The organism is Pseudomonas sp. ML2-2023-6 (genome assembly GCF_037055265.1).
GTDB lineage: Bacteria > Pseudomonadota > Gammaproteobacteria > Pseudomonadales > Pseudomonadaceae > Aquipseudomonas > Aquipseudomonas kulmbachensis.
The window spans coordinates 4,047,079-4,073,934 of record NZ_CP146347.1; the positions used below are offsets into that span (position 1 = coordinate 4,047,079).

Sequence of the window (26,856 nt, forward strand, 5' to 3'; positions counted from 1 at the left end):
CGATGAAAAACCTAAAAAAGCAGCCTAAAAATAGAGTGCTGGACTGGTCTGCCGAGTTCGAGACATTGGCGAAGATTTCGGTTAATCCTCTATTACGAAAGTTCTATCAAGCTGGCGCGGTTTCAGCGCTGGCACCCATTGAGAGCGTTCAACTGCTGGCCATGGACGTAGAGACTACCGGCCTTGACTCACAGTCCCACAGCATGGTGAGTATTGGTGTTATGCCGTTCACGCTGAATCGTATTTGTTGCGGGAATTCACTTTACTGGGTGATAAAACCATCGTCCGAACTGAATGAAAAGTCAGTGACCTTTCATCACATAACCCATGCCGAAATTTTAGATGCCCCCGTGTTTGCGCAGGTGCTTGATCCTTTGCTTGAAGCCATGGCGGGCAGAGTGATTGTCGTCCATTACCGGAATATTGAGCGCGCCTTCTTGGATCAGGCAGTGCGTAGGTATTTAGGTGAAGGCCTTAAGTTTCCAGTCATCGATACGATGCAGTTAGAGGCACACTTCCATAGGCAAAAAATTAGCTGGTTCGGCCGACTGATTGGACGCAAGCAACAGTCCATACGGCTGGCAGACAGTCGCTCTAGGTTGAACCTGCCGGCTTATCACGCACATCATGCATTAACCGATGCTCTCGCGACTGCCGAGTTGTTGCAGGCGCAGATAGCAACTCACTACTCGCCACTCACACCTGTCGGTGAGTTATGGAATTGAACCAAGTTAATAGCTTCAAGGTGCAAGCAGATAGATATGTTACACCTTGAAGCTTGAGGTCAATCTTACCTATAGCCTAGCTCATACTGACTAGCGAGGCTCAGACATTAGTCCTTTCACTAGAGAGATACACCCTATCATTAGAACTATTGCGAAAGGCAACCCCGTGGATACTGCCATTGCCTGCAGTGCCACCAGACCGCCCCCCAATAGCAGAGCAATCGCAATCACGCCTTCGATTACCGCCCAGAACACCCGTTGAGGAACAGGCGCGTCAACCTTGCCTCCAGCTGTGATGGTATCGATCACCAATGAGCCGGAGTCAGAGGAAGTAATAAAGAACACTATGACCAGAATAATACCTAGGAATGAGCTGATCTCCTTGAGGGGGAGCTCTCCCAGCATGGCGAACAACTTCAGCTCTAAGACCGCGTCCTTGACTCCCATAAGGCTTTGAGTGGTCACTTGGTCAATTGCCGTACCGCCAAACGTAGTCATCCATAATACAGAAACTACTGAAGGCACAAGTAGAACAGAGATCAGAAACTCTCTGACAGTTCGACCACGACTGACGCGAGCGATAAACATGCCTACAAATGGTGACCAACTGATCCACCAAGCCCAGTAGAAGGCAGTCCAGCCTTGAGTGAACTCGATATCAGTACGTCCAAATGGGTTTGAGAGCGCAGGCAAATATTCAACATAAGTCACCAGATTTTTAAAGAATCCAGTGAAAATAGCCAGGGTCGGCCCCACAATGATTACGAACACCAACAAGAGCAGCGCAAGCCCCATATTGATCTGGGAAAGCATTTTGACGCCCTTGTCCAAGCCGGAAAGGACTGACCAAAGAGCGATTATGGTGATCCCAACGATCAGTACAACCTTGCTCAGATTCGTCGATTTAATTCCGAAGAGATATTCAATACCTGCAGCAGCCTGTTCTGCGCCAATCCCTAAAGAGGTCGCCAAACCAAATAGCGTGGCAAATACCGCTAGTATATCGATGATATGTCCCGGCCATCCCCAGACACGCTCACCCAATAGTGGATAAAAAATTGAGCGTATTGAAAGCGGCAAGCCTTTGTTATAAGAAAACAATGCTAAAGACAGCGCCACAATCGCGTATATAGCCCAAGGATGGAGTCCCCAGTGAAAGATGGTAGCCGCCATCGCCAAGTCAGCAGATGCCTTCATATCACCTTCGGCACCTCCTAGGGGCGCCCAATCCGTGCGTAAACCGCTCGCATCGACTGTCACACCTCCCATGGAAGCAGCGTAATGCGACATGGGTTCGGCTACCCCATAAAACATCAACCCAATGCCCATCCCCGCAGCAAAAAGCATTGAAAACCAACCGACGTAACTATGGTCTGGTTTGGCATCTCTGCCGCCCAAACGAACCTTGCCCAGCGGAGAGAAAATAAGTGCAATGCATAGCAAGACAAAAACGTTCGCAATGCTCATGAAGAGCCAGGCTAGATGGCTGGTTAGCCAGTTTCGAATGGAGCTAAAAAGGGGTTCTACTTCATTCTGCAATGCCAACGTCAAAATCACGAATAGTAAAATGGTGGCTGCTGAAATGATGAAAACTTTACCGTGGATATCGAGTGAGAACGAAAACTCTCCCTTGATGTTGTCTTGACCAATGACATAGTCAGTATCGATAAGATTGGCCGCTCCAGTAGGAGCAGGAATGCCTTCACTGGGTTGAGAAGGTGTGTTTGGACTATCATCCGTAGGCTTTCCAACCATAAGATTCCCCTTTTGAGATTCACGTCATAAAACGTGTAATTATCAATATCCCCGCTGTTCCTATGGTAAAACGAGATTTTAGCCAAGCTATCCTAGCAAGCTTTGGGAAAAAAATTTCTAAAACCTCAGCTCTTTTAACTTCTTACCAGAGACTTCTCTCGCGTAGCCTTTGCAGGCTTGCAACGCGATTAGTCCCTAATCGCCGTCGCCGTAGACTCCGATAATTCGTTGGGCATGCGCTGAAACAAGTTGGTTTCTAAGGGCACCATAAGCCATGCCGCCGGCACCGGTGGTAGGTTGCACTGCGTCACGAACCATTCGTAGCTCCGTCAAGTTGGACTTAAAGCCGCAGGTCGGCAGTAGCAAGCGATCACCCAGGCGTGATTGTTTGGTTTTTGCATCGGTCAGAGTTCGGCAATAGGATCGGTCACTGGCTGCCAGCGATTGCTCCAGCGTAAGGAACTTGCCCTGCTCTGCCAGAACCCGCGTGGGGCTGGCATTGGCCAGAAGGGTGAACTTGGTTTGGTGGGCAGCTTCCTTGGCGACCAATTGCTCATCGTAGGCGTGGCCTGCCACGGCCATGCAGTTCACGCGCTGCCCACCATCAGGGCAAGGATGATCAGCAGCACCCAGCACCGTATCCGCCATCACGCCAACACCTTGAGCGCTTGGGCATACAACGCTTGCCGATCGGCCACTCCATTCTGGTCACCATTGATGCGCTGGGTGATCCTGTCGAACTGACTAGTGTCGGCAAAGGTGTTGTCGGTCTCTTTGCCAACTAGCCCCGTCGGTGCGATTAAACGCTTGTGGCTCCGGTCGTGCCTAGGGATATTCTCTAGCTCTCAGCTTAAGCAATACAACCACTCATCCACGCACGGAACTATGAACTGGGGGGGGGCTGTTTTTAAAGTCGATGTCGCTAATACGACGGGGAAAACCGTCCTTGTTTATCAGGTTATTGTTTTGATACTCAGCAGGGGCGGTCAGGATGGGTCGTAATCTGGGGGAGTTGGCTAACACTAAGCTTCTATGGCCAGAAACGCACAGATTTCAGCGTCAGATAGGAGTTACTCAAGAGCCTCTGGAGATGCTTGAATTCTCCGCCGAGAAGATCAACCACCTATCTCAAATAACATACAAAAAAGGGCCCTCGAAGGGCCCTTTTGTACTCAAACCAAAATCACTTGGTCAGCCAGGACTCAACGGTATCTGAGCCGTGTTCTGCCTTCCACTCCTTCAGACCTTTGTGATTCCCACCTTTGGTTTCGATGACCTCGCCAGTGTACGGATTTTTGTAGACCTTCACCTGACGTGGTTTACGAGTGCCAGCTTTGGATTTCACTACTGGAGCGCTGCGGCCAACCTGAGGATCTAACAAGTTGATTACGTTAGAGAGGCTGTAACCGTATTCAGCAAGCAGAGCGCGTAGCTTCGTTTCGAACTCTATTTCCTTCTTGAGGCCAGCATCCCCTTTCAGGGCTTCGAGAGCCTCGAGTTGTTCAGCAAGGTGTTTTTCAAGTTGACGGAATTCAGCAAGTTTAGACATGTTTAGTCTCTACGTAGTTAGTATCCTAACAATACACCAAACTCTGGGATTAGCCGTAAATAATTTAGGTATCAGATTCATAAATAGCGATCACGAGACCCGCACTGATGAGTCTAGGTTCGCAACTTTAATTTATTCGTTTCCTGTCAAAAGCGAAGCATTGAGATCAACCTCTTTGAGGCCTGGATGTGTCTACGGAACCCTGCGCGATTAAGCATTCACGCCCAGGCTGAGGGTGACGTTAGGTGTCGGAAACGAGTTTGAGGGGGGGGAAATGATCGAGTTGATTCACGAGGCCGATACGTAGAGCTCGTTGCTTGCTGAGCAGGAGGCTGTGAAGGCTGCCAGAAAGAAGTACAAGTACGTAGACATGGTCTCGGTTAAATCGATGTAGACAACGCAACTGGGTCGATGAGCACTCTATCTCTAACGAGCCCCCTCCTCTTGGCTCTGCTCTCTATCTGCATCAACTCGGTGGTATTGTCGACGAACAGCCCGTCACTTGTGGGTAAGTCTGACAAACCACCATATTTTTATTTTTGGGCTCAAAGCCATGATCAATCATGCAGCGCTGCACTTCTGCAGTTCGCCCGATGCTGGCGACGTCCAGATTCGACCCGAGTGGTTTCGCATAGCCGCAGGAGTACATCACCGGCAGGGCTTCACTATCATTGGCTACCTGTACTGAGAAATGGAGTGATGCTCCCGCTTTACGCCATGAGACCTGCATACGTTCATCCCGGCCGGAATTGGGCTTGATTGGGTGAAATGCTTCATCTTCGACAAACGGTAGCGCTTCGAGCTGGGACAAGCTGAGCGGACGGCCCTGCCTTTCTTCTACACATGCGGGCATATTCTTCATTATTTCACAGTATTCAAAGCCGTCTTTGCGAATAAAACCAAGACGCTGCATACACTGGAATTGCAGCACTTGATCGTTTATTGGCAAATGCACCATCGAAGTGCCTACCGGGTCGCCACACTCTGTCATTGCGGCTTTGACACCCTCAACTGTGGTCGAAGCGCGTTTCCACCGAGTGAATTCAGCTGACGGCGGGCAGCCGGTGAGTAAAAGTACCGATGAGATCAGAACTGGGATGGTAATAATCTGAGATTTGCTGAGCATATTTTGTCCTTAATTTATGTCAGTCCATCCCAATGGTGTCCAAATCTTCGGGGGGCATAAACTGAGATCAATAATCCTGCCACATGACTCCTAGCAATGCTGAACCGCAATAGGAGTCTGCACCCTCTCCGGTAATCGCCTGCAAATCTGCGGCAAGCCTGTCTTGACAAGCAGGCTGTGATCACATATCACTTGATGAGGTTTTCTTGTCTACGCACGCCGTAGCCAAGAAAGAGCTCATGAACAAAAATAAGACAGGACGCAGTAGCTATGAACGTGATGAAGCGGCTGACACCCTATACCGGATTAAGGGTTTTGATTTCCGGGGGCGCAGCAGGCATTGGAGAATCGATCGCTGCTGCTTATCTCGAAATTGGGGCGAGAGTCCATGTGTGCGATGTAAGCGAGCAGGCGATCGCACAATTTCGTGAGCGCTATCCTGAAGCTTTGGCCACATTGGCTAACGTCTCTGACTCTGCTCAAATTAAGCGAGTCTTCGAGATACAACAGGAGTGGGTGGATGGGCTCGATGTACTTATCAACAATGCAGGCATAGCAGGGCCGACCGGCGGAATCGACAAAATTAGCGACGCCGAATGGGAACAGACAATAGACATCAATCTCAATGCGCAGTATCGCTTCGCTCATCATGCTGTCCCCCTCCTAACGAAGTCAGAACACGCACACATCATTCATATTTCATCCGTCGCGGGGCGCTTAGGTTATGCCTGGCGAACTCCATACGCCGCGACCAAGTGGGCCATCGTAGGTCTTATGAAGTCATTGGCAGCCGAGTTGGGAGAAAAAGACATTCGAGTCAACGCACTGCTGCCGGGCATCGTTGAGGGCCCTCGCCAGGATCGCGTCATCAGTGATCGCGCCAAACAGTTAGGGATCTCAGAGCCGGAGATGCTTGAACAAACATTGAAGAAAATCTCATTGCGCCGGATGACTCCACCCGAAGACGTGGCAGCAATGGCCTTATTTCTCTGCTCCCCTGCCGCTAGCAATGTGACAGGACAAGCGATCAGCATCGACGGCAATGTCGAGTATCTTTGATTAGTCAGACCTACACGTCTCGCCACCAACCTTGGTAGCGAGACGTTTGTTTTGTGCGTGCTAGAAAACTCGTTTCTCCCCAACTCCGTCACTTTCGATACCCGCACATCCGTGATCACAGATGTCTCATTTTCCTATGCCGGCTGATTGAACCTGCCTATAATTCTAGCCATGAACCTATCCACACTTGTAACGCCCATGATCCGCCAGACTCTCAGTGCGGACGTTTATGCCCAACTACGTGACCTGCTGATAAGCGGACGCGTTATGCCAGGGGAAAAACTCTCGCTCAGATCTATAGCGGACGCTCTAGGTGTTAGCGTCATGCCAGTGCGAGAAGCGGTTCACAGGTTGGTCGCTGAGCAAGCGCTTGAAATGGCGGCTAATCGATATATTCGCGTTCCTGTACTGACGGTCAGCCAGTTCCGGGAAATCACCAGTATCCGGTTGAATCTGGAGGGGCAAGCTGCGGCTCGTGCTGCGGAGCTTGTTGATTCGCATGCGCTGGCTGAGATAGAAAAGATACACGAGGCATTTTGCGCGGAGTTTGCAAAAGGCGCTCCCGATGAGTCACGGCTGATTACACTGAACAAAGAATTGCATTTCGCAATTTATAATCAGGCGGACATGCCCATCCTGCTCCAGATAGTTGAGTCCCTGTGGCTGAGAATAGGGCCTATCATCAACTATGACCTCCGATCTGGCACTGAGCGTGTGGTTCAGCGAGTGCAAGCCAGTCATCACGCAGCTATGGTTGATGCTTTAAAGAAAGGTGACCCCGTTGCCGCCTGTGAATCACTGCAAGATGACATCAAAAGTGCTGCCGAGTTTATCTTGAATACAGGGGCGCTGATCGTTGCCGATGCGCACAAGCCTGTCGAAGCTGATTAACCTTATCAACAAGGCTTAAAAAGAAGGCGCCCTGGTATCAGGACGCCTTTTTCTGCTCGCGTATTACATTTGAGCGCCTATCATCCAAGGCACTGTTTCTTCATTGCCAACGCCCAGCGCCTCGCTTTTAGATTTCTCTCCAGAAGCCACGCGTATGAGCATGTCGAAAATCTCTTTACCCTTCGATTCAAGGGTGGCATCGCCATCCATGACATCCCCGCAGTTGATGTCCATATCATCCTTCATGCGAGTGTACATTTTGGTATTCGTCGCAAGCTTGATCGAAGGAGCAGGTTTGGCGCCAAAGCACGAGCCGCGTCCGGTGGTGAACGCAACGAGGTTTGCGCCGCTGGCGATTTGGCCAGTGGCTCCCATAGGGTCATAGCCAGGCGCATCCATGAACACCAAGCCTCGGACTGTAATGGGTTCGGCGTAACGATAAACGCCCATGAGTGCTGAGGAACCACTTTTGGCAACTGCGCCCAGAGACTTTTCAAGAATGGTCGTCAGGCCGCCGGCCTTGTTACCAGGTGTGGGGTTGTTATCGATGCTGCCTTTTTCGCGGTCTGCGTAGCTTTCCCACCATTTGATAAGGTCGACGATACCCTGGCCGACCTCACGGGTTGCCGCGCGACGAGTCAGCAGGTGTTCAGCACCGTAGATCTCCGGCGTTTCGCTAAGGATGGCAGTTCCACCTTGCGCTACGAGCATATCGACAGCCACACCGAGGGCGGGGTTGGCCGTGATGCCCGAGTATCCGTCTGAACCGCCGCACTGGAGCGCCACGGTCAGGTGCCGCGCCGATACCGGCTCACGTCGGCACTTGTTGGCAACCGGCAGCATCGATTCCACGGCGGCAATGGCGGCATCCGCTGCGTTGCGGGTTCCGCCAACGTCTTGGATGACCACGGGAGCAATAAGCTTGCCGGTCTCGATGCCCTGGGCCATGAACAGCGCGCCCATCTGATTGGCTTCACAGCCAAGGCCGATGACGACCACGCCAGCGAAGTTGGCGTGCTTGATGAAACCGCCTAGCGTGCGCCGCAGTTGGTTCACCCCCTCGCCATTGTGCTCTATGCAGCAACCGAAACTGTGGGTGATCGGCACCACACCGTCCACGTTTGGGTAAGCATCCAGCACGCCGTTTCGCGAGAAGTGTTCAACCACCATTTTGGTAACAGTGGAGGAGCAGTTCACAGTGCTCACTACACCAATGTAGTTTCGAGTTGCTACTCGCCCGTCAGCGCGGACGAAACCTTGGAATGTCACAGGAGAGGCTGCAGGCGACGCGACTTTGGCATCCTCGCCGAACGCGTAGTCTCGCTCGAACGTCGCCATTTCAAGATTGTGCGTATGCACGTAATCGCCTGGCTCAATGGGTTTAGTAGCAAAGCCAATAATCTGGCCATAACGCAGAACAGGATCACCTGGGTTTACGTGTGCAAGGGCGAGCTTGTGAGCTGCGGGCACATCGGCGATCACCACGATATTACCGAACTCAGTAACCACGGTTCCTTGAGGTATCGAAGCGCGTGCGATTGCAACATTGTCGTCGGGATGTAGTTTAAGTGCCAGGGATGTACTCTTCATTTTGTCCTCGCATTATCAGTAATACACGGCGCAGCCTGGGGCAATACAATGTTGTCCCGCGTTTTTGTAGTAATCGTTTCTTGTGCCTGACGTAGTTTCAAACTCAGGAATGCCGCGAGCGTTAAAAGAGCCGCTACAATAATGAGTCCATTCTTCGTACTCCCAGTAGTTTGCTCAACGAAGCCCAGAAGTGAAGGGCCGAAGAAACCACCAGTAATACCAAAGGTATTCACTAACGCCAGACCCGCCGCCATACCTGCTCCCGCTAGCCTTGAACTAGCGAAGAGAAATATCACAGGCTGAACAACGAAAAACATTGATGCCGTAAGAGTAAATCCTATTAGTGCTACTAGCGGAGTGGTATAAGCCGCGAGGGTCAATCCAGCTGACATCAGGAGCAGCCCACCGAACATTATTTTGCGTGAAATTTTCGGAGTGGTTGCATATTTCGGAAGAAACGCTGCGCCGAGCGCTGCGGCTATCCATGGGATTGAGTTTAACAATCCTATTTGTAACGATGACAAGCCTCCATAGGTGCCGATGATGCCAGGCAGGAAGAAAATTACCGAATACACACTAACTTGGTGGAGGAAGTACACCGCGATAGCAAGCCAAATCTGAGGGATTTTAAGAACGCTCTTAAAAGAATGACCAACATTGCCGGAGGCGATCTCTTCTTCATGTTCTTTTTTCAGAACTTGCTCTACTTCAGTGGCTTGTTCCTTTGATAGCCAACTTGCCGTAGATGGGCCGTCCGGAAGCTTTCGCCAGATCACAATGGAGAATAGAACAGCTGGAATGCCCTCCAAGAAGAACAACCACTGCCAGCCGTGCCAACCCCAGATTCCATCCATCTCTAACAGCAGCCCGCCAACCGGCCCGCTGATGATATTCGCGAGACAGACCCCGATTAGAAAATAGCCACTGGCTCGTGCCCTTTGCTCACGACCAAACCAATAGGTTAAATAGAGCATTACACCTGGGAACAATCCTGCTTCAGCTGCGCCCAGTAGCGCGCGGGCAATGTAAAACGTAGTCTCATCGGTAATGAAGGCCATACCGGCAGACAACACCCCCCAGGTGATCATGATCCTTGTGATCCAGAGTCGGGCACCTACCCGGTGCATGATCAGGTTACTAGGTACCTCCATGAGTGCATAGGTAAGGAAGAAGAGCCCTGCACCAAAACCGTAGGCGGCAGCGGAAATACCCAAGTCTACTGCCATGTGTGTTTTGGCAAGTGAAATGTTAGTTCTGTCTAGAAAGCTTATAACGTAAGCAAAGATCAACATCGGCATTAGTTTGCGAAACATTAAAGCGTTCAGCGACTGTCCCTTTTGTGTTTTTGTATGGGTCGTAGCTAACATGGTTCATGTTCTCCTCACGAGGATAAATTGCTAAGGCGCGAGTGTTGTGCCGCGACCTTTAGTTATCAAAATATCCTCTAGATAGGCTTTACGGGAATGAATACCCGCGCTTAAAAATTGACGTTATCCCCACCTTTGAGCTTCAGAATTTCCCTCGCGTCAGCAGGTGTCGCCACTTCAAGTGAAAGCCCTTCGAGAATTTTGCGCATGCGCGAGACTTGATCTGCGTTGCTTTTTGCCAATTGGCCCGGCCCGTCCCAAAGCGAGTCTTCAAGACCCACCCGCACGTGTCCTCCAAGCGTGGCTGATTGAGCACCAATGCTCATCTGCTGCTTTCCTGCTGGAAGAACCGACCACTGATAGTCATCTCCGAAGAGCCGATCAGCTGTGCGACGCATATGCAGGACGTCCTCAGGGTGACCGCCGATCCCGCCCAAAATGCCGAAAACCGATTGGATCAAAAATGGGGGTTTGATGAGGCCGCGATCAATGAAATGTGCAGCGGTGTAGAGATGCCCAATGTCATAGCATTCGATTTCAAAACGGGTACCGTTCTCACTGCATGACTCGAGGATGTGGGCTATGTCGGTAAAAGTATTTTTGAAAATGCGGTCATGGCTGCCGGCGAGGTATGGTTCCTCCCAAGCGTGTTTGAACCCCTTAAACCGATTGAGCATTGGGTAAAGACCCATGTTCATCGTGCCCATGTTCAGTGAGGCCACTTCCGGTTTGAACTGATGTGCTGGACGAAGTCGATCTTCAAGCGACATTGTCGGTGCGCCACCTGTAGTCAGGTTGATCACCACATCGCTAGCCTCTTTGATAGCCGGCAGAAACTGCCTAAACAGTTCCGGATCCTGAGAGGGGCTGCCATCAATTGGATTACGAGCATGTAGGTGAACAATTGAGGCGCCAGCCTCAGCGGCACCAATCGCCGCTTCGGCAATTTGACCTGGTGTTACCGGCAGATAACGAGACATAGAAGGTGTATGAATTGCGCCGGTGACCGCGCAAGTGATGATGACTTTACGAGCCATGGTGATCTCCTGGTTACTTTTATTTTGGTGTTCAGGATGAATTGATTCCGTCAGGAATTTGGTGCCTGACGCTTGTGCGCAGCGAGAGCCATAAGGCGGCGGTCACGCCAAGCGGATCGCAACGCAATTCCTTCGAGTTCAAGTTTTTGGCGGCGCTCGTCATGTACTCGGGCGACTGCTGATTCCGACCAATCAAAAGCATTTTCGGAGTTGATCGTTTCGCGATTTTGCTGACCGTAGCGTTTGGCATAGTCAGATACGCCCGCAGGGGCGTTGAGATCGATGGTTTCGAAGGGGCCCATAAATGACCATCGGAGGGCGAGTCCATCTTTGAGTACTCGATCAATATCCTCAGAACTAGCAAAGCCTTCTTCATGCAATTTGAAGCATTCGTTGAGGACTGCTGCTTGGACTCGGTTCAACAAGAAGCCGTGGATCTCTCTGGATAGAACGACAGGGCTCTGCCCTGCTGCGGTGTAGATCTCATGCGCTCGAGTCATCACTTCAGATTCTGTCCACGGCGCAGGGCAAAGCTCCACAAGAGGAACTAAGTAAGGTGGGTTGGTAGGGTGTGCAACTACGCAGCGCCCCCGACCTGGTAGATCTTTAGTGAACTCGGAGGCCGGTAACCATGAAGTTGAACTGGCAAGAATCGCGTCCTTGGGCGCCAACGCATCCATTCGACTGAAGATGTCGATTTTCGCCTCCACCGTTTCCCGAACGTTTTCCTGTACGAGCACCACGTCACGTAGCGCATCAGCCAAATCGGGAACGCAAGTAATGCGTGCCAGCACGGTGAGGGGGGCGTCATTAAGAAGATCGAATTCTGCGAGTTCATTAAGTCTCGCTTCGATGTAGACATGGCTGTTCTGCATTGTCTGCAGATCCATGTCATGTAAACGCACCGGATGTCCCGCCCGAGCAAAAACAATCGCCCAAGCTCTCCCAATCAAGCCCGCGCCAATGATTGCAATGGGGCCGCGCTCGGTCGCAGATGAAGCTGTACTTCGCATGATGTTCTCCAAATTTTGTATTTATGTTTAGGAGTAATCGTTTGAGCTGTTGGTGATCAAAACTGACGCACAGATCTTCGCTCTGAGACAGATGCTATCCAGTGTGATCACAGATCACAAGAGAATAATTCTGATTGTCTGACGATCGGCTATGCAAGGGATTCGAGGGTCGCGATTGCACCTGCAAAGGCCTGAGCCTCAGTGGGTTGGCGCGATTCGGGTTTCTTGTGCGGGAATAGAAAAGGCTTTTTCGGGATTGAGCCTTCGCGTTAAATAAACGCAGAAAAGCCCGCCTGCCGAGCGGGCTCCTCAATCACATCTTTCAGCCTGCGTGGCCGTGACCCGCTTCACGAAGGAACGCGCGTACCGTGTCACAGAACTCCAATGGGTTTTCAGTCATTGGATAGTGACCAGTAGCCAATAACGCCGATGCTTGGATTTGGCATCTGAGCGACTTCAATCGTTTGCCCGGCCTCATCCGCGAATTCCGTTCTGCCAGTCAGACCGGCAATGCAAAACCATACGGTTACGCGACGTTTTTCGATCTGGCGAAGGATCCGAGCACACCTATGGAGCGCGGCTACAACGGAATAAGGATCGGGCGTAATGCTCTCGTGGAGCTCTGGAAACGGCAACAGGATGAAGGTGTTTCACACGTCGCACTGAATATCAAACCTCTGCAGCGACCAGCCGCTGATGTCCTGGAGGAGATGGCTGAGTATGTCCTGCCACACTTTCCCATAGGCCAACCTGCCTCGCAGGTGACCCAGTGACAAGCTCAAGTGATCGCACCGACATCAAGGGCGTTATAGCCACCTTTCTGAAAGCCTGGGAGAGCGGTAATTGGGAATCTGCTGGGGATATATTCACTGAAAATTGCCAGTTGGTAACAAGCCACATGTCCGGTCATGAGGGTGGACGCAAGATTGTCAGAGCTTTCCAGCAAGACCGAGTCAAGGCTGATGGCTTTTCAGTGAGGGCAACCAATCACTATGTGGGTGGTGGAGAAACCGACGCCAATTTCAGTTTCTACGCCTATGGCCATATCAGCAAAGCCACAAAGTCGGCCACGCTCGGATTTGGTATGACTGTCACAGGCTCTATGAAAAAGACATCAGGCACCTGGCGCCTCGACAGCGTGCTGATTGCCTTGAATTGGGTAACCGGGGACTACTCGCTTGCAATTCACTGGCAGCTTCCACCAGGTGACGACGGATGGAGGATTGGCGACCCAGCACCGACCATCGTTAGCGAGCTGAATTCGCCATGGCTTGCTTTCCCTAACTCAACGGCTTCGGCGACCAGTGCGGAGTGCATTGCTGAAACCTACGCTCGTTACTCATGGGCACTGGATCAGGCTGACATGCAGCAGCTTGCTCATTGCTTTACCAACGACGCCGCTGGTGATTTCCAACCGATGGGCCTTATTGAAGGGCGCCACGCGATCATCGGCTCCTTCAAAGAGTTTCGCAGGCCCTGGCCGTGGATGCAGCATTTCGCGGATGTGCTGGAGATCAAGTCCGACGAGGAAAAGGGTGTAGCGGAAATGATTGTCGGCAGAGTCATTCCTGGAAACTCACACACGCAAAATGGCACGCCTCTCTATGGCGCGCATTACCAGATGCGGCTTCGTCGCAAGCATGAGGGATTCTGGCAACTGACCTGGAGCGAGTACCGCCCAGGTTGGTTCAATGCCAATGAAGCGCCAAGAGTTTAGTCCCTTCCTAAAAACGCTCTAAGGTCGTGGCGCCGTACTATTTCGGACGACGAGTTCGATTTGTATGCGCTCGCGGCGTGCAAGTGGGCGCCCCTCGATCAGCGCAACGATATTGTTGGCGCTGCTGATACCAATTTTTGAAGTCGGCACCCTGACGGTCGTCAGGGCTGGCACGTAGGCAGCCGCGAACTCGATATCATCGAATCCGCTGACTGATAGTTCTTTAGGGACGTCGATCCCATTGGAACGCGCTTCCGCCAACGCTCCAATACAGGTGAGGTCAGTGCTGCAAACAATGGCTGTAGGCTTGGGGTTAAGCTCCATAGCAATCCGCAGCCCGGCGCGCCCTCCCTCAATCGTGAATGGCTGTTCAATAATCCGCTCACTTGAAAGCTCAATCCCTGACTCGAGTAGCTGAGCGGTGATTCCTTTCAGACGGTATTTTGCCCGTTCGTTGTGAGAAACAACTCCACTGATCATGGCGATACTTTGATGACCAAGGCTAAGCAAGTGCTTGGCTATCAATCGACCACCCTCCTCGTTGCTGAACCCCACGCAGTGATGGTCGTGAGCACCATCTAGCGACCACATGAGAATGAATGGGCATTGGGCGGCAGTTAGTGCTTCATAAATTTCAGGACTGTGTTCAGTACCCACCAACAGCAGGCCTTCGACGCCCCGCTCAATCATGTTCCTTACGTTTACCAGTTCTTGCGCCTGGTCGTACTCATGGGAAGAAATGATCAGGTGATACCCAAGCTCCGTTAGTCTTAACTGGAGAGCCTGGACAGCTTCAGCGAACGCAGGGTTGTTAAAAGTAGGAAAAACGGCTCCGATGCTGTGCGTGCGCCTAGATGCCAATGCACGCGCGGCCCCGTCTCGCACGTACCCGAGCTCTTGAACAGCTGCTTGTACTTTGGCCAGCGTTGCAGGTTTCACTAAGTGCGGGACAGCCAATGCTCTTGAAGCACTCCCCATCGAGACGCCCGCCAATTCAGCCACATCCTTGAGCTTCGGTTTCTCGATTTTTTTCATTGGAGATTCAGCATCCTAAATCGTAGCGCGGAGACAGGACGATCAGAAGAACGCCCTCGATTTGCGCAGAGGATGATAAGCCAACAGCCTGCCGTTCGGGAGCCGTTAATTGGAGAGTAAGACCTGAGAGCAGCGTTTTTGCTGCCCTCAGGCAAAGATACTTATTTAATGACGATCGGATTCACAGGAGCGCCGGTTCCGCCAACGACTTTTAGAGGGGCTGCGGTGTACAGGAACGTCCACTGACCGTCCTCAGCGCAGTCCTCAGCGAGAGGATCAAGCTGAGCGATCTCAGTGAGAGTGATGCCCAAGTTCCTCATGAGTGCGTTGTGCAACGGCAACGCAACCCCTGACACGGGATCGACGGTGACTTCGTTAGCGATGGTGTCGGTGACAATGTTCGGAATTTCCATCTCCTGAAACCACTTCACCAGCTCAGGGCTGTAGGTAAGGCCTGGCTCGATAAAGTCTTTGTAGAACTCTTCCGGGTCGCGTTTATAAAACGAGCCAATCCATCCAGTGCGGATGATGAGAATGTCGCGCTTGTTGATAGAGACGCCTTGAGCTCGAGCCGCAGCCATAAGATCCTCATGGTTGAAAGTTTCACCTGCATCCAACACGTCTTTACCACGGTGGCGCGCTATGTCGATCAGAATGCCTCGGCCAACGATGCCTTTTTCACCCAATGGAGCAACGCTCGCCTTGGCCACCAGCCTGCCGTATATGTGCGCCATCGTGGCAATGGTGTTTATGGGGCGCAGCGGGGACAAACACCAAGAGCGTCGCTGGCACCTGGTCGGGCCAATGATTGCGGGCGCGCTGGGCCTAACGCTGGCGGCAGTGTTCGGAGGCAACCTGGTTCTATCGGTATTGAGCCTGTGCCTAGCGGCGGCAGGTGTTCTTTCTGCCTCGTCACTATTCTGGATGTTGCCTACCACTTTGCTCGGTGGAGTCTCCGCTGCTGCGGGTATTGCCGGGATCAATAGCTTTGCCAATCTCGCGGGGTTCTGCTCGCCTTATCTGATTGGATGGATCACCACCACAACCGGTTCAAGTGCCATTGGTATGTATCTGATCACTGGTGTGCTGTGCATAGGCGCCTGCTTGGTACTACGCATTCCTGCCGCCTCGGTCAATCGTTGAGTTAACGGAGAATTCCCCATGACTGCCACCCCAACTCATGCATCGTCCACTACTTTAGTGCAGCGCGCTCACAACATTCGCCGCCACGCTTTGCGCATGGGCCAAGTTCAGGGCCAAGGCTATGTAGGTCAGGCGTTAGGTGCAGCGGACTTGCTAGCCGTGTCGTACTTCCATGCTTTGAACTACAAACCTGAAGACCCGGAGTGGGAAGAGCGCGATCGCTTTTACCTCTCCATCGGTCACTACGCGATCGCGCTATATGCAGCATTGATTGAAGCTGAAATCGTGCCCTTGGACGAACTCGAAACATACGGTTCAGATGACAGCCGTTTGCCCATGTCTGGCATGGCCACCTACACACCTGGCATGGAGATCACAGGTGGATCGCTTGGCCAAGGACTGGGAATTGCGGTGGGTGCCTGCCTGGGCTTAAAGCGCAAAAAATCTGCGTCATTCGTTTACAACCTGCTGTCGGACGGCGAACTGAATGAAGGCTCCACTTGGGAAGCAGTGATGTCGGCCTCTCACTGGAAACTCGACAACCTCATCGCCATCGTCGACGTCAATAATCAGCAAGCCGATGGACGTTCTAGTGAAGTGTTGGCGTTTGAACCTATCGTCGATCGATGGCAAGCGTTCGGCTGGTTTACCCAACGAGTAGACGGCAACGACCTGGACGCATTGGTAAAGGCGTTCGACGCAGCCCGCAGTCATCCAGGTTCTCAGCCCAGAGTCATTATCTGCGACACCAAAATGGGCAAAGGCGTGCCATTTCTGGAAACCCGTGAGAAGGCGCACTTCATACGCGTGGATGAGCATGAATGGGATCTTGCACTGAACAACCTCGATGAGGGGAAAACTGTATGAGCACTACAAATACCAATTCGGCTCAAGCGCCCGTGGTTGTAAAGAAGAAACTGACGACCTCAGCGATGATTGCATCTATAGCCTCTGAAGGTCAGGCCACTAAATCCGCCCCATTTGGTCACGCGTTGGCAGCACTCGCGGATCAGCGAGCAGATATCGTCGGCTTGTCTGCTGACTTGTCAAAATACACTGACTTGCACATCTTCGCCAAAGCTCATCCCGACCGCTTCTACCAGATGGGAATGGCCGAGCAATTGTTGATGAGTGCGGCAGCCGGAATGGCGCGTGAAGGCTTCGCACCCTTCGCCACTACCTATGCGGTGTTTGCCTCGCGTCGCGCCTACGACTTCATCTGCATGGCGATCGCTGAAGAAAATCTTAACGTCAAAATAGTTTGCGGCCTGCCAGGCCTGACCACAGGTTACGGCCCAAGCCACCAGGCCACAGACGACTTGGCCATCTTCAGAGCGATGCCAAATCTGATGATTATCGATCCTTGTGACGCTCTTGAGATCGAACAGGCAGTACCCGCTATCGCGGCCCATCAAGGGCCCGTTTACATGCGCTTGTTACGGGGTAACGTACCGCTTGTGCTCGACGAGTACGGGTACAAATTCGAGATTGGTAAAGCGAAGACATTACGTACCGGTAATGACGTTTTGATCATCTCCACCGGGCTTATGACGATGCGCGCATTAGAAGCTGCTAAAGAACTTCAGGCTGATGGCGTTGATGTCGCAGTACTGCACGTACCTACTATCAAGCCTTTGGATGAGCAGACCATTCTTGCTGAGGCAAGAAAGCCAGGGCGGCTAGTTATAACCGCTGAAAATCACTCAATCATTGGTGGTTTGGGAGAGGCAGTGGCAACGGTATTGCTGCGCAATGGTGTAACGCCATCGTTTAGACAAATTGCTCTACCGGACGCTTTTCTTGATGCGGGAGCGCTTCCAACGCTGCACGACCGCTATGGCATTTCAACTCAGGCCGTGTGTGCACAGATCAAAAGTTGGCTATAAAAACCTGAACCTGCAGGGGGTCAATTTAGGCCTCCTCGCCGCCCTCCCCCGCCATTAGAACCCAAGTCTACAATGACATTAAAACTGAATCAGAATGTCTAGAAAACTCGGGGCGATTCACACTGACAAGATCTATTCACTATCAAACCACCACCAAGCACTCAGGATCGAAGCCTGTACTTTGACCCGGGTAGCCGCGCGGATTGGAAACCACTTGGCACCCATTCTTGAGGAAGTCTGTTGCAAAATGCGTGTGCCCATATATCCAAAGATCAGCCTTGATAAGTAATTCTGACCAATCGTTCGCATAGGCCGCAGCCAGATGCCCGGAGTGATCATCACCCATATGATCCAACACAGGTGCATGGTGTGTGACCACCACTGTTTTGCCGTCGAAAGGTCTATTAAGCTCTTGGGTTAGCCATAGGTGAGCTCTCATTGACTTAGCGACTAGGTCGTCTGGACGCAAGCGCCTGTAATCTAAGTCGGCTCGAATCACCAAAAAATCGTTCATCGAATCCCATGCAACCCGCTTGGCCGCAACCACATCACCTGTAGCCGAATAATCTGTCCAGGCAGTTGTAACCAAAAAACGTGTGCCGTCGAGAATGAGCATCTCGTTTTCGAGTACATGCACATGGGGCAATGCCGCGTCTTTCATTTTTCGCAGTGTGTGACCTATGTGCCCGCCGTAGTACTCATGATTGCCACACACATAGATAACAGGGCACTGGAATGTGCCATTCGCCCAAGAGACTCCACGCGATTTGATATCAATGTCACCAGCGAGAATGACTACATCCGCATCGCTTGGGGCGGGATCGAACCGAGCGAACTCGAGGTGCAGGTCAGAGTAAATCTGAATTTTCATAACGGACGACCAGTTTCGATTTAGTTGTACTTTGGATACCGCTGCGGCGGCCGGCCTCCGAGCATTGCTCGCCTTGCAAGGAGAGACTGCGTTTACGTACTTGGATTAAAAAATCACTCGAAGCCCTTTAAGAGAGTGAGCGTCAATAAGACGACCTGGGGCATCGGTATAAGCCTTTTCGTCATCTATGTTGTGAAGACATACCCGACATCCCGTGGAGTCATATCCCACCAGCAACCCCGAAAGCCCCTCCATGATCCACTTGCCGTTTTTGTTCATCCACCCCGGCGTGACGACCTGAATTTCCGTAACGACAAACTCGCTGGTTTGTTGGGAAAGTATTTCTTCGAGCATATCGATGTCACTAATCATCATGGTGCGTGGCCACACCTTGCCATCCAAGCACTCTTCAAGAACGACGTGATACCAAGGATGAGCCAAGTGGCGTTCAAATATCCGCCAGTTTGAATACCCATCCCCAAAGATATTAGGGGTGCCCTCGGCAAAGGCTTCATGACTTCTAAACATTTCACATTCCCGTGGATCTACAGACCGCAGTTGCAGCTGACATCATTGATAAAGAGACAGTATCGCGGCGAGACTGGCTGACTTTTCGTCGCCGTCTCCCATCAAAACGTACACAGTGTTTTTGGTTTCAAAGAGAAAACCATCTTGGAATGAGATGACCATGGTGCTTCTCACCCAATTCCCATAATCGAAGCGTCCTCGGCTGTCTAGGATGACTTTTTCGGCGAAAACAAAGAGCGGCAGGTGGCCATGAGCGTGGATTTTGGTGAGATCACCATCGCTCGCTATCGCACGCACGATTGTCCACTGCTGGACGATGCAAAAGCCTTTGTTTGGGAAGCGGGTCTGCGCGATATGAATTAGCGCTTCTTGACTTTCTCCAGATCCAGAGCGGGGCTCTCCGGTGGTGGATAGGAGCTCGCCGGATGCTTGGATTTCTTCGAATCCCATGCTTCATTCCCGTCAATACATGTCATATGTTAAAGCGCATCACCGTTAGGAAAGCTCACGGAAGCGACACTACCTCGGGCATTGCCTTCTCATGAATAACGAAACCAATCGACCCGAAATAAGGATTATATAACGTGTTATGGGTCGACGCAATGTGGCTTTATCCTCTGTTTTGTAGAGGATCATAAATGTCTCTCAGCGAAGCATTTGCGGCCGTTGTCCGGGCCTTGAGACAGAAATCAGGAATGTCCCAGGACGACCTACCTTTAATTGATCGCTCTTACCTGAGCCGCGTGGAGCGCGGAAAAGGGAACGTTTCGATCGAAATGCTTTTGAAAATTTCAAAAATGCTGGACGCTGAGGCCACTGTTCTAATGCTCCTAACAACTTCTTTGCTTTCTGAGGAGGCGACAGATGTGGCATTGGAGCGGATCTCGAGGAAGCTAAAGACGTTGAAAGAGACTGGAGTGATCGAGTTGATCTCCAGCGACGGTATGCCACGCCGACATGGACGACCGTCCAGTCTCGCTGCAAGTGAAAGGCTAAAACTTGCCCCCCAGCTGAAGCAGAAGGGATTATCTAATTCAGAGATTGCTCGAGAATTAGACGTATCTAAGTCGACCGTGCAACGATATCTAGCCAAGTCTGCTCATTAAAATTTAACGCTAAAATTTCCGATTTGATGAACTAGCTCTCAGGCAAATCTCTAGCGATGCAATTCAGTGTTTTTTATGTGCCCGCAGAGGATCACAACGGCTGAGAACCCTCCGAATAAGTCTGATTTTCGCTTGGAGAGCCTGCTGGAGCCCACGTATTTTCTGGGGGCAGCTCTGCCTGAAACGACTTGTTCGGAGTATCCATAGGTGTGAAGCTCAGTCGTTTGAGCCATCCGGCTGGCTGTTGGCTATAAGAGCGACAGTCGACAGGTCGCTCAAGCGTTCAGCGCAGTACTTTGGCTTTACGTCGACGATCCTCAATCCGATCTCGTATCATTTGAAGATGCTCCAGTTCTTCGTAATTTCGGATCATGTTAAAAGGCCCATAAAGTCCGGGCTGCGGACGATAGGTATTCTCTTCCCCTGGGAGAATCGTTTCGATAGCATCGTGCAACTCGCCTTTCAGATCATCAAGTAAATCTAATAGAAAAGCTGCATCAGATGAGTCGCCCTCAACCCCATCATTGGCCGTCTCGGCGACGCGGTACCCAAGACCTCCAACTCCTGCATCTAAGTTTCGAATGGTCTGTTCGAGCAACGCGATTTTACTTTCAAGACCGGCACATCGATACTTCAACGCCTCATACTCTGCAACGGAGACTGTATTACTACACTCAACGTCAGTTTCAAAATCAAAGGCTTGCTCAAGAACTTCACGATATTTCTTATTTTTTAGGAGTGTGACATGGCTCATCGGCTTGAGCATGTCACTATCTCCGGCGTTGACTGATACGAACTCTTTCGCCTCGAACTCGGTAACAATTTTGGCCACATCCTTGGCCAAGCGTGTGATATTTTTATAATCCGCATTTGTCAACGTCTTAAGGGCATGAATAATATGAGCTATTCGCGCATTTCGGTTGCTATCTCTGTACTCGCAAAATGGATCTCGAACATGTTCTCTCATTCATGCTCCAAAGGCACAAGTCCGATACGAACTCCGATGTCCTGCTTCGGCTTCTCCATGTATTGTAGCTGCTCTGTTGCTCGACCTATACGAAATACATCTTGGACTTGTAGCGCACCGGTTGTCAGCATACTCCCAACTTGAGAGGCCAGTTGATGTGCAGGCGAACTGAAGTCCGGCTTAAGGATCTCCTCGAACCGCCCTTTGCTCATGAGCAGAGAAGTCCTCATGTAAGCAAACTTTGTGTCCAGATGCGAGCTAGTTACATCTGGGAAATTTTGCACGTCAATCAGACGCTTAATTAAGTGCTCGCCTTCCGTGAGCGAAATTTTCTCGTAGTGCGCAGCAAGCCCAACGCTCTCTTTCATGAAAAAGCTCTGCAGTTGGCCACTTCGAGCCATCTGATACAATTGCTGCTCGATCGCTTCCAAGGCATAAGCTTCGCGCGCATGGCGATCATATTCAGCGTTGAGATCTTCTAGAGTACGAGGATTACGCGCTCTGGCTTTCAGGGCTCTGTACTCATCGATATGTCTGAGAACACTGATCATCATTTCCTTTGCTTTGTCTTTCTCGGCGCTGATTGCCCCCAGGTGATCAACCCCCCGGATCGCGTACGGGCAAAGCGCACAGGGTCGACCAACGCCAAACTTTTCGACAACTTCCTTAGGACACCGATTGTCGAATGGACAAATGTGACAATTGTTATAAGCGAGCTTCGTGTAACGCTTGGCTCGCAACACTTCGATTCCGCTTTCGCCTTCCTTGACACCGGTAAGACTGATCAGCCCGTGGGTCTGGATCGCTTTGACAGCATCCACCTGAATACTTTTCATAAGACGAGTGTTCATCTCCAATACTGCTTGCGCGAGCTCTGGAGCATCCCCCTGTCCCAAAGCGTCCATATTTTTATTAAGGTAGTCGGCCAGCAACTTCTGGTGATCGGGCATACTCTTACCATCGAAAATGGCGTAATACCAAACCAGCTCTTCTGTCTGCCCCGTCATGAATTGACCGATAATCGAGGGCGGAAGGAAACGAATTGCTTCAGATACAAAACCCGCCCTCAACGCGTGAGGTGTATGCGGACTGGTCAGATCCGCCATGGAGATCTTGCCGAGAAAAGTTGCGTCATAAGAGTCGATTTCCAGCCTAGTTTTACCCTCTCCCTTAAGATAAACCAGTGGTTCTCCAGAACAATCACCAATTGTCTCTCTGATGAAATACTGTAACATGAGCATATACATTGGAAAATATCGATAATTTTTCCAATTTGAATCGCTCACCCCCTCACCAGGACGCCTAAACAGTGGTTTGTATTGACCGAACTTAGAACCTTCAACTCCGCCATACCATATATTTTCAGCGTAACTAGGGTGGGAACATTTATCATACCAAGCGCGCTGACGATGCATCACATCGACCACATGCCTAGATACGATTGCAGTCCACTCACCGTGTGATTTATCGCTACTTACAAAAAGAGGCGCCAGCTGGCTTTTACTGTAACTATCCATCACACAGTCATAGCGCTCTTTATCGAGCCAAACAATGTGATGCTGTCGTAAACCCGTTTCACACATCAACTGCGTAATTCGGATCTCATTGGGAGAAATCATTTTTAGAAGATTACCTTCAATCTCATAGTCGATCACACTATAAAATCTCGGCAAAAATTCCATTCGCTGAACAACACCATCATGATAAAAAATTGGGCAGTAATTGAGAAGATCGAGATTAACTGATCCAACACCCCTTGTCTCCTTGCTAAGTAACCCTGCCCAAGCGTGGCTCTCAAGAAGATCCTGAAGAACTGGCTGATGTAACTGCCCACCCAGAACCCCACGCATTTCACCCGCAGCCATCAGATTGATGTGCATTACAAGATATTCTAAACTGTAAAGCATACTCAAAAAAGTTGAAAAATAATCCCTAGGAATTATTTTTTTTACAGTTCCAGCACGCTTTTCGATTGACGGATAGCAAGAAGCTGAGAAATTATTAGTAAAAAGATTGGCATCAGGCAAAATCTCCCGATTGCTTTGCACATAAGTACAAAAATCATCCACAATGAGCACGCGACTATATTGAGTTTCGTTTACCCAGCCATGCTCTGAAGCATATAACTCCATATATTTTAGGAATGTCATAGGTGGCTCTTTTTTGTACTGCAAAAAGCCTTCCGTAAAAATGTGTTGGCGTGTAAAAAAAATAGTACAATTAAAGTCCTTCAAGTTTTTCGGATATCCTTCCAAAGAACCATCACGAGCCAAGTAATATCCAGGCAGATAACACGACAAATAACTCAGAAAAAGATTCAATACCATAATATGATTACTTGCCCTCTGCAGTCGCTTGGACAGCAGATATGACCTAAACATTCCATCAACCAAACCAACGAAACTGCGGATAACCGGATGCATTGACTCGTAAATAGAATCGCCTCCATCCTTGGACTTTGTATTGAATAAGGGCTTAATCCGATGCTGCCCAAAAAGAGTTTTGAAAATTTTCTCAAAATCGAATGGTCGAGTCCCCCTAGAAAGTTCTAATGCGGCGCTACGAGCCTCAGCGAGCGCTACATTAAAGCTTGAAGCACCAATCTTGATTCTGCTCCTAGGTAGCTTATCACGCTCTTTTTTCCGTTTCGCCGCTTGAACTTTACGATCATCCTTAGCAGATTTATACTGCTCAACAATATCCACCGCCATTTCCTTCTTCTCCTGGAACGGATGCGCCAACATCAGGAGAAAGTCCGCAACAAAGTATCTGCGTAAAGGTTTATCCCCGTTGCCATAGCAATTATCAAACAACTTTTGACAATCGACGCGATTCATCTCGCCAACGGTATAAAAATCAGTGCTAAAAAGCAGGCGAACCCAAAAGTTCACACGACTGCTACCGTCATTGAACTCTCCTCGTTTGAAAATGCTAGGTAGATTCGACTTTGGGTGGATCCCTCTGATCATTTTGAGACATTCGACGTCAAGCTCCTCACACAGATGGTCAAACACTCCGTCATTGTGAACAATCGTCTGCATCGCGAGCGGCGCTAATAATACTCGCCGAGCCCAGAGCACAACAAATACCAACCGAAAAAATGCGGAAAGCGGATCATGGTATGTACTAGGCACACTCCTGAGCTCACGATCAATATCGCATAGTCTCGTTTGCGACCCCCTAAATGTGAATGATAGAGTCGCCTCAATCTGAGCACGCCCCCACGTATCAACACTTAAGCTTGAAGAAAACACGTTTCTAATCTTCGAGGCCACTGTATAGTTCACCGAAGAGTCACCACTTAAAGAGGAGTATGCTTTTCGCACGAAAGCCACTGCACGTTTAAACTCACATTGCACTTGCTCATCATCAACGAGCCAAAGTGGCGTTTCGCTGCTGAGATTAATCATTCTCTCGCCCCTTTTTCAACTCTTCTCTAAGCTGCTCGACTTCGTTTTCCAAATGCATGATTTGAACGGTTGAAACACTATAATTAGAAGCAGACATTCTTAGCATGTTGATAGCTGCGAAGGTCGCATCAAGCATTTTTGCATCTCGGCGGGCATATCTCTCAGTAGACTTTATTGATTTATGCCCCATCAAATGCTGAACAACCTTCAGGTCAAGCCCGAACTTTTTTGGATTGGCCGGGCTAGGACAATGATTAAGCAAGTAATACGCATACATATGGCGCAACGAATGAAAACCGTAGCTCTGCCCCGTCACTTTGATAGCCGCGGCATTAAATCGCGCCCAAACGGTCTGGTAAGAGGCCGGAATGGGCTTTCCATTTCGGAGGTTTCGAAACAGAAATCTGTGGAACACCGGTTGATGTCGAGCCTTTTCCTGTGCCCGCTGCTCTTCCATGTATTCGTTCAAATATACCCAAAACACTGATGCAAATGGTTCGATAAGATAGGTAGCAGTAGTCGCGCGCCCCTTGTGCGTGACGTTGTTGAGCGTTCGCTCTGACACATACTTGCTCAGTACGTTTCTGCGACTGGCAGGGTCGATAATTAGAACCTTCTTCCCGCTGGGATTATCAACATCGATAATGATATCTTCCAGCTGAAGCGTCAGCGCTTCAGAAATGCGCCCCCCTGAGGCAGCGAGCAACGACCACAGAACAGCATCCCGCAGACAACTAGCGCTGTTGATCAGCTCCATGCACTTATCGATAGGGAATGCTTTGTCGTCGCCACCTGCATTATCTGTGTAAGCGAGTGTCGAGGGCTTAGAGACTGCTGACAACCTAGTGCGTTTTACTCGTCTGGCGCCACCGGCTACGCAGCCCGCAAACCAGCTCTTAGACTTGATTGCATACTGAACTTTCGTGGTTGCATCCTCAGACCGTCCTTCTGTTAACGGTAAAGGGGATATCGGTACCTCAGAAATATATCCACTACTCTGGAGCTCAATCAATCCTTCCCGCGCGGCTTCGCTTGCGACCAGAAACGAGTTAACACCAGCGAAATGTACCCCAATGGAACTACCACTCAAGCTCTTACAATCGAGAACTTTTGCAACGCTTCGTGCAATTACGGACTCACTTTTGGCGCCATATACAAGATAACTTTCGTACGCATCGAGAGCATCCTTCAATAATATGGCAGTGAGGCCACCGTGCAGCACATCAACTTTATTTAAATAGTTTAATAACTTTTTGACAGCGAAAGCATATGCCTTCAAAGACTTAACTTTGCGCTTTCTTGCAATTTGATATGCCCACTCGTCAAAACACTTGGAAAGACTTTGATCAGGACAGATCAGTCGGTAGGTTGGCAACCCATTACGGGTCGTTTCTATAAGCTCAGCGAATTTCATATCTTACAACGACTCTAACAAGAATAAAAAAACAAGCTTCCCAGCCATTTCTTTTCAAGCTTGCCACAAAATCGAACCGCTCCACAATAGAAAAACAGCGCAACGCCTTATTTTTTAAAGAGTATAGCACTAGTATACTCATAACTAACGGCGGACTTAATGAGTATATGTTTCGTGTACTCTTTAGCTGCAACGACCCATATAAAAGCAATCTAACAGCATGCTCTTAGCCTCCTTCGACAACCGCCCTTGAATGAGCAAAGCCTATTTTCGACAGGAAATCTCTTACGATCACTGGACTGCGCTGGAACCGCGCGAGCCAGCGCAGACCACACAGTTGGGAGGTGTGGAACAGGACAATCGTCGCTTGGTCGACACGGTATTTTGGAATTGTGCATACCGTCGCGCTCTGGCGCGACCTGTCGCCGACTACAGTGACTGGAAAAACTTCCAACGACGCATCTGTCGCTGGCGCGATAACGGGCGTGGGAGTCAATGCTGGAGAAGGAGTCGCACTAGGCGTGAATGATGATGGTGGCCGCCACTGCAAGGTCACCCACACTCCGCCGGGTGCGAGGGGGGGGGGTAGTCAGGGTAGAAACCGAGTACATCGTTTACGTTTAAGACCGGGCACATCGTTTACAGGTATTAATCATGGTCAGGAGGT

23 protein-coding genes and 3 pseudogenes are annotated in these 26,856 nt (G+C 50.4%); 10 read left to right on the forward strand and 16 right to left on the reverse strand.

The annotated features are described in order from the left end of the window. Window positions 1-2 precede the first annotated feature (2 nt). On the forward strand, window positions 3-725 hold the full coding sequence (locus V6L79_RS18760) for a 3'-5' exonuclease (protein ID WP_301462151.1): 723 nt from the start codon (window positions 3-5) through the stop codon (window positions 723-725). A gap of 90 nt (window positions 726-815) precedes the next feature. Here V6L79_RS18760 and V6L79_RS18765 read toward each other — a convergent pair whose 3' ends face one another. The 3 genes from V6L79_RS18765 to V6L79_RS18780 all read right to left on the reverse strand — a co-directional run bounded on the left by V6L79_RS18765 (window position 816) and on the right by V6L79_RS18780 (window position 4,029). Beyond that, a complete protein-coding gene (locus V6L79_RS18765) occupies window positions 816-2,480 on the reverse strand; it encodes a BCCT family transporter (protein WP_019822696.1) in 1,665 nt (554 codons plus the stop codon). Between the two features lie 195 nt (window positions 2,481-2,675). Next, window positions 2,676-3,128: a lysis protein gene (locus V6L79_RS18770; protein ID WP_301462148.1), complete on the reverse strand. Its 453-nt coding sequence runs from the start codon at window positions 3,126-3,128 to the stop codon at window positions 2,676-2,678. A gap of 535 nt (window positions 3,129-3,663) precedes the next feature. Then, window positions 3,664-4,029, reverse strand: coding sequence for a histone-like nucleoid-structuring protein, MvaT/MvaU family (locus V6L79_RS18780; protein WP_301462147.1), 366 nt, complete (start codon window positions 4,027-4,029; stop codon window positions 3,664-3,666). 214 nt (window positions 4,030-4,243) lie between these two features. Between V6L79_RS18780 and V6L79_RS18785 the strand changes: the two are divergent. After that, window positions 4,244-4,423, forward strand: a pseudogene (locus V6L79_RS18785) (hypothetical protein); the annotation flags it as partial. A gap of 72 nt (window positions 4,424-4,495) precedes the next feature. Here the strand turns inward: V6L79_RS18785 and V6L79_RS18790 are convergent. Next, window positions 4,496-5,155 carry a hypothetical protein gene (locus tag V6L79_RS18790; RefSeq protein ID WP_301462119.1) on the reverse strand — a complete coding sequence of 220 codons (660 nt, stop codon included), beginning with the start codon at window positions 5,153-5,155 and terminating at the stop codon, window positions 4,496-4,498. 270 nt (window positions 5,156-5,425) lie between these two features. Between V6L79_RS18790 and V6L79_RS18795 the strand changes: the two genes are divergently transcribed. Both V6L79_RS18795 and V6L79_RS18800 read left to right on the forward strand, forming a co-directional pair. After that, window positions 5,426-6,214 (forward strand): SDR family oxidoreductase, encoded by a 789-nt coding sequence (locus tag V6L79_RS18795; RefSeq protein ID WP_301462118.1) that lies wholly within the window; start codon window positions 5,426-5,428, stop codon window positions 6,212-6,214. A 198-nt stretch (window positions 6,215-6,412) separates the two neighbouring features. After that, entirely contained in the window at window positions 6,413-7,105 is a 693-nt protein-coding gene (locus tag V6L79_RS18800; RefSeq protein ID WP_301462116.1) for a GntR family transcriptional regulator, read from the forward strand. A gap of 63 nt (window positions 7,106-7,168) precedes the next feature. On the opposite strand, the gene V6L79_RS18805 is transcribed toward V6L79_RS18800, so the two are convergent. The 4 genes from V6L79_RS18805 to V6L79_RS18820 all read right to left on the reverse strand — a co-directional run bounded on the left by V6L79_RS18805 (window position 7,169) and on the right by V6L79_RS18820 (window position 12,112). Continuing rightward, window positions 7,169-8,695: a UxaA family hydrolase gene (locus tag V6L79_RS18805; RefSeq protein ID WP_301462115.1), complete on the reverse strand. Its 1,527-nt coding sequence runs from the start codon at window positions 8,693-8,695 to the stop codon at window positions 7,169-7,171. Then, complete coding sequence (locus tag V6L79_RS18810; protein ID WP_301462113.1) at window positions 8,692-10,062, reverse strand: MFS transporter; 1,371 nt, start codon at window positions 10,060-10,062, stop codon at window positions 8,692-8,694. The genes V6L79_RS18805 and V6L79_RS18810 overlap by 4 nt, the downstream gene beginning before the upstream one ends. A 110-nt stretch (window positions 10,063-10,172) precedes the next feature. After that, window positions 10,173-11,099 (reverse strand): 3-keto-5-aminohexanoate cleavage protein, encoded by a 927-nt coding sequence (locus V6L79_RS18815; protein ID WP_301462112.1) that lies wholly within the window; start codon window positions 11,097-11,099, stop codon window positions 10,173-10,175. 50 nt (window positions 11,100-11,149) lie between these two features. Beyond that, window positions 11,150-12,112, reverse strand: coding sequence for a 3-hydroxyacyl-CoA dehydrogenase (locus V6L79_RS18820; RefSeq protein WP_301462110.1), 963 nt, complete (start codon window positions 12,110-12,112; stop codon window positions 11,150-11,152). Window positions 12,113-12,576: 464 nt separating this feature from the next. Between V6L79_RS18820 and V6L79_RS18825 the strand changes: the two genes are divergently transcribed. After that, window positions 12,577-12,885, forward strand: a complete 309-nt coding sequence (locus V6L79_RS18825; RefSeq protein WP_338579338.1) for a hypothetical protein — start codon at window positions 12,577-12,579, stop codon at window positions 12,883-12,885. Next, complete coding sequence (locus tag V6L79_RS18830) at window positions 12,882-13,829, forward strand: nuclear transport factor 2 family protein (protein ID WP_338579339.1); 948 nt, start codon at window positions 12,882-12,884, stop codon at window positions 13,827-13,829. The genes V6L79_RS18825 and V6L79_RS18830 overlap by 4 nt, the downstream gene beginning before the upstream one ends. 18 nt (window positions 13,830-13,847) lie before the next feature. Here the strand turns inward: V6L79_RS18830 and V6L79_RS18835 are convergent, their stop codons facing one another. Further along, window positions 13,848-14,864 carry a substrate-binding domain-containing protein gene (locus V6L79_RS18835; protein ID WP_301462101.1) on the reverse strand — a complete coding sequence of 339 codons (1,017 nt, stop codon included), beginning with the start codon at window positions 14,862-14,864 and terminating at the stop codon, window positions 13,848-13,850. Between the two features lie 161 nt (window positions 14,865-15,025). After that, window positions 15,026-15,574 (reverse strand): annotated as a pseudogene (locus V6L79_RS18840) (cyclase family protein); the annotation flags it as partial. Between V6L79_RS18840 and V6L79_RS18845 the strand changes: the two are divergent. The 3 genes and pseudogenes from V6L79_RS18845 to V6L79_RS18855 all read left to right on the forward strand — a co-directional run. Continuing rightward, window positions 15,561-16,007: pseudogene (locus V6L79_RS18845) on the forward strand (MFS transporter); the annotation flags it as partial. The pseudogenes V6L79_RS18840 and V6L79_RS18845 overlap by 14 nt on opposite strands. Window positions 16,008-16,025: 18 nt before the next feature. Further along, window positions 16,026-16,874 carry a transketolase gene (locus V6L79_RS18850; RefSeq protein WP_301462090.1) on the forward strand — a complete coding sequence of 283 codons (849 nt, stop codon included), beginning with the start codon at window positions 16,026-16,028 and terminating at the stop codon, window positions 16,872-16,874. After that, window positions 16,871-17,893, forward strand: a complete 1,023-nt coding sequence (locus V6L79_RS18855) for a transketolase family protein (protein WP_301462089.1) — start codon at window positions 16,871-16,873, stop codon at window positions 17,891-17,893. Before V6L79_RS18850 ends, V6L79_RS18855 begins: the two co-directional genes overlap by 4 nt. Window positions 17,894-18,035: 142 nt before the next feature. Here the strand turns inward: V6L79_RS18855 and V6L79_RS18860 are convergent, their stop codons facing one another. From V6L79_RS18860 to V6L79_RS18870, 3 genes are all read right to left on the reverse strand, one after another. Then, on the reverse strand, window positions 18,036-18,764 hold the full coding sequence (locus V6L79_RS18860) for a metallophosphoesterase family protein (protein ID WP_301462085.1): 729 nt from the start codon (window positions 18,762-18,764) through the stop codon (window positions 18,036-18,038). Between the two features lie 105 nt (window positions 18,765-18,869). Further along, window positions 18,870-19,292 (reverse strand): hypothetical protein, encoded by a 423-nt coding sequence (locus tag V6L79_RS18865; RefSeq protein WP_153328829.1) that lies wholly within the window; start codon window positions 19,290-19,292, stop codon window positions 18,870-18,872. 42 nt (window positions 19,293-19,334) lie between these two features. Further along, window positions 19,335-19,742, reverse strand: a complete 408-nt coding sequence (locus V6L79_RS18870) for a DUF6957 family protein (protein ID WP_153328831.1) — start codon at window positions 19,740-19,742, stop codon at window positions 19,335-19,337. A gap of 188 nt (window positions 19,743-19,930) precedes the next feature. Between V6L79_RS18870 and V6L79_RS18875 the strand changes: the two genes are divergently transcribed. Continuing rightward, window positions 19,931-20,398, forward strand: a complete 468-nt coding sequence (locus tag V6L79_RS18875; protein ID WP_153328834.1) for a helix-turn-helix domain-containing protein — start codon at window positions 19,931-19,933, stop codon at window positions 20,396-20,398. A 283-nt stretch (window positions 20,399-20,681) separates the two neighbouring features. Here the strand turns inward: V6L79_RS18875 and V6L79_RS18880 are convergent, their stop codons facing one another. Genes V6L79_RS18880 through V6L79_RS18890 form a run of 3 tightly spaced genes read right to left on the reverse strand, consistent with a single transcriptional unit; the run spans window position 20,682 to window position 26,189 of the window. After that, complete coding sequence (locus V6L79_RS18880) at window positions 20,682-21,365, reverse strand: hypothetical protein (RefSeq protein WP_153328836.1); 684 nt, start codon at window positions 21,363-21,365, stop codon at window positions 20,682-20,684. Continuing rightward, on the reverse strand, window positions 21,362-24,775 hold the full coding sequence (locus V6L79_RS18885) for a hypothetical protein (protein WP_153328838.1): 3,414 nt from the start codon (window positions 24,773-24,775) through the stop codon (window positions 21,362-21,364). Before V6L79_RS18885 ends, V6L79_RS18880 begins: the two co-directional genes overlap by 4 nt. Continuing rightward, window positions 24,768-26,189: a site-specific integrase gene (locus V6L79_RS18890; protein ID WP_153328840.1), complete on the reverse strand. Its 1,422-nt coding sequence runs from the start codon at window positions 26,187-26,189 to the stop codon at window positions 24,768-24,770. Before V6L79_RS18890 ends, V6L79_RS18885 begins: the two co-directional genes overlap by 8 nt. Window positions 26,190-26,856 lie beyond the last annotated feature (667 nt).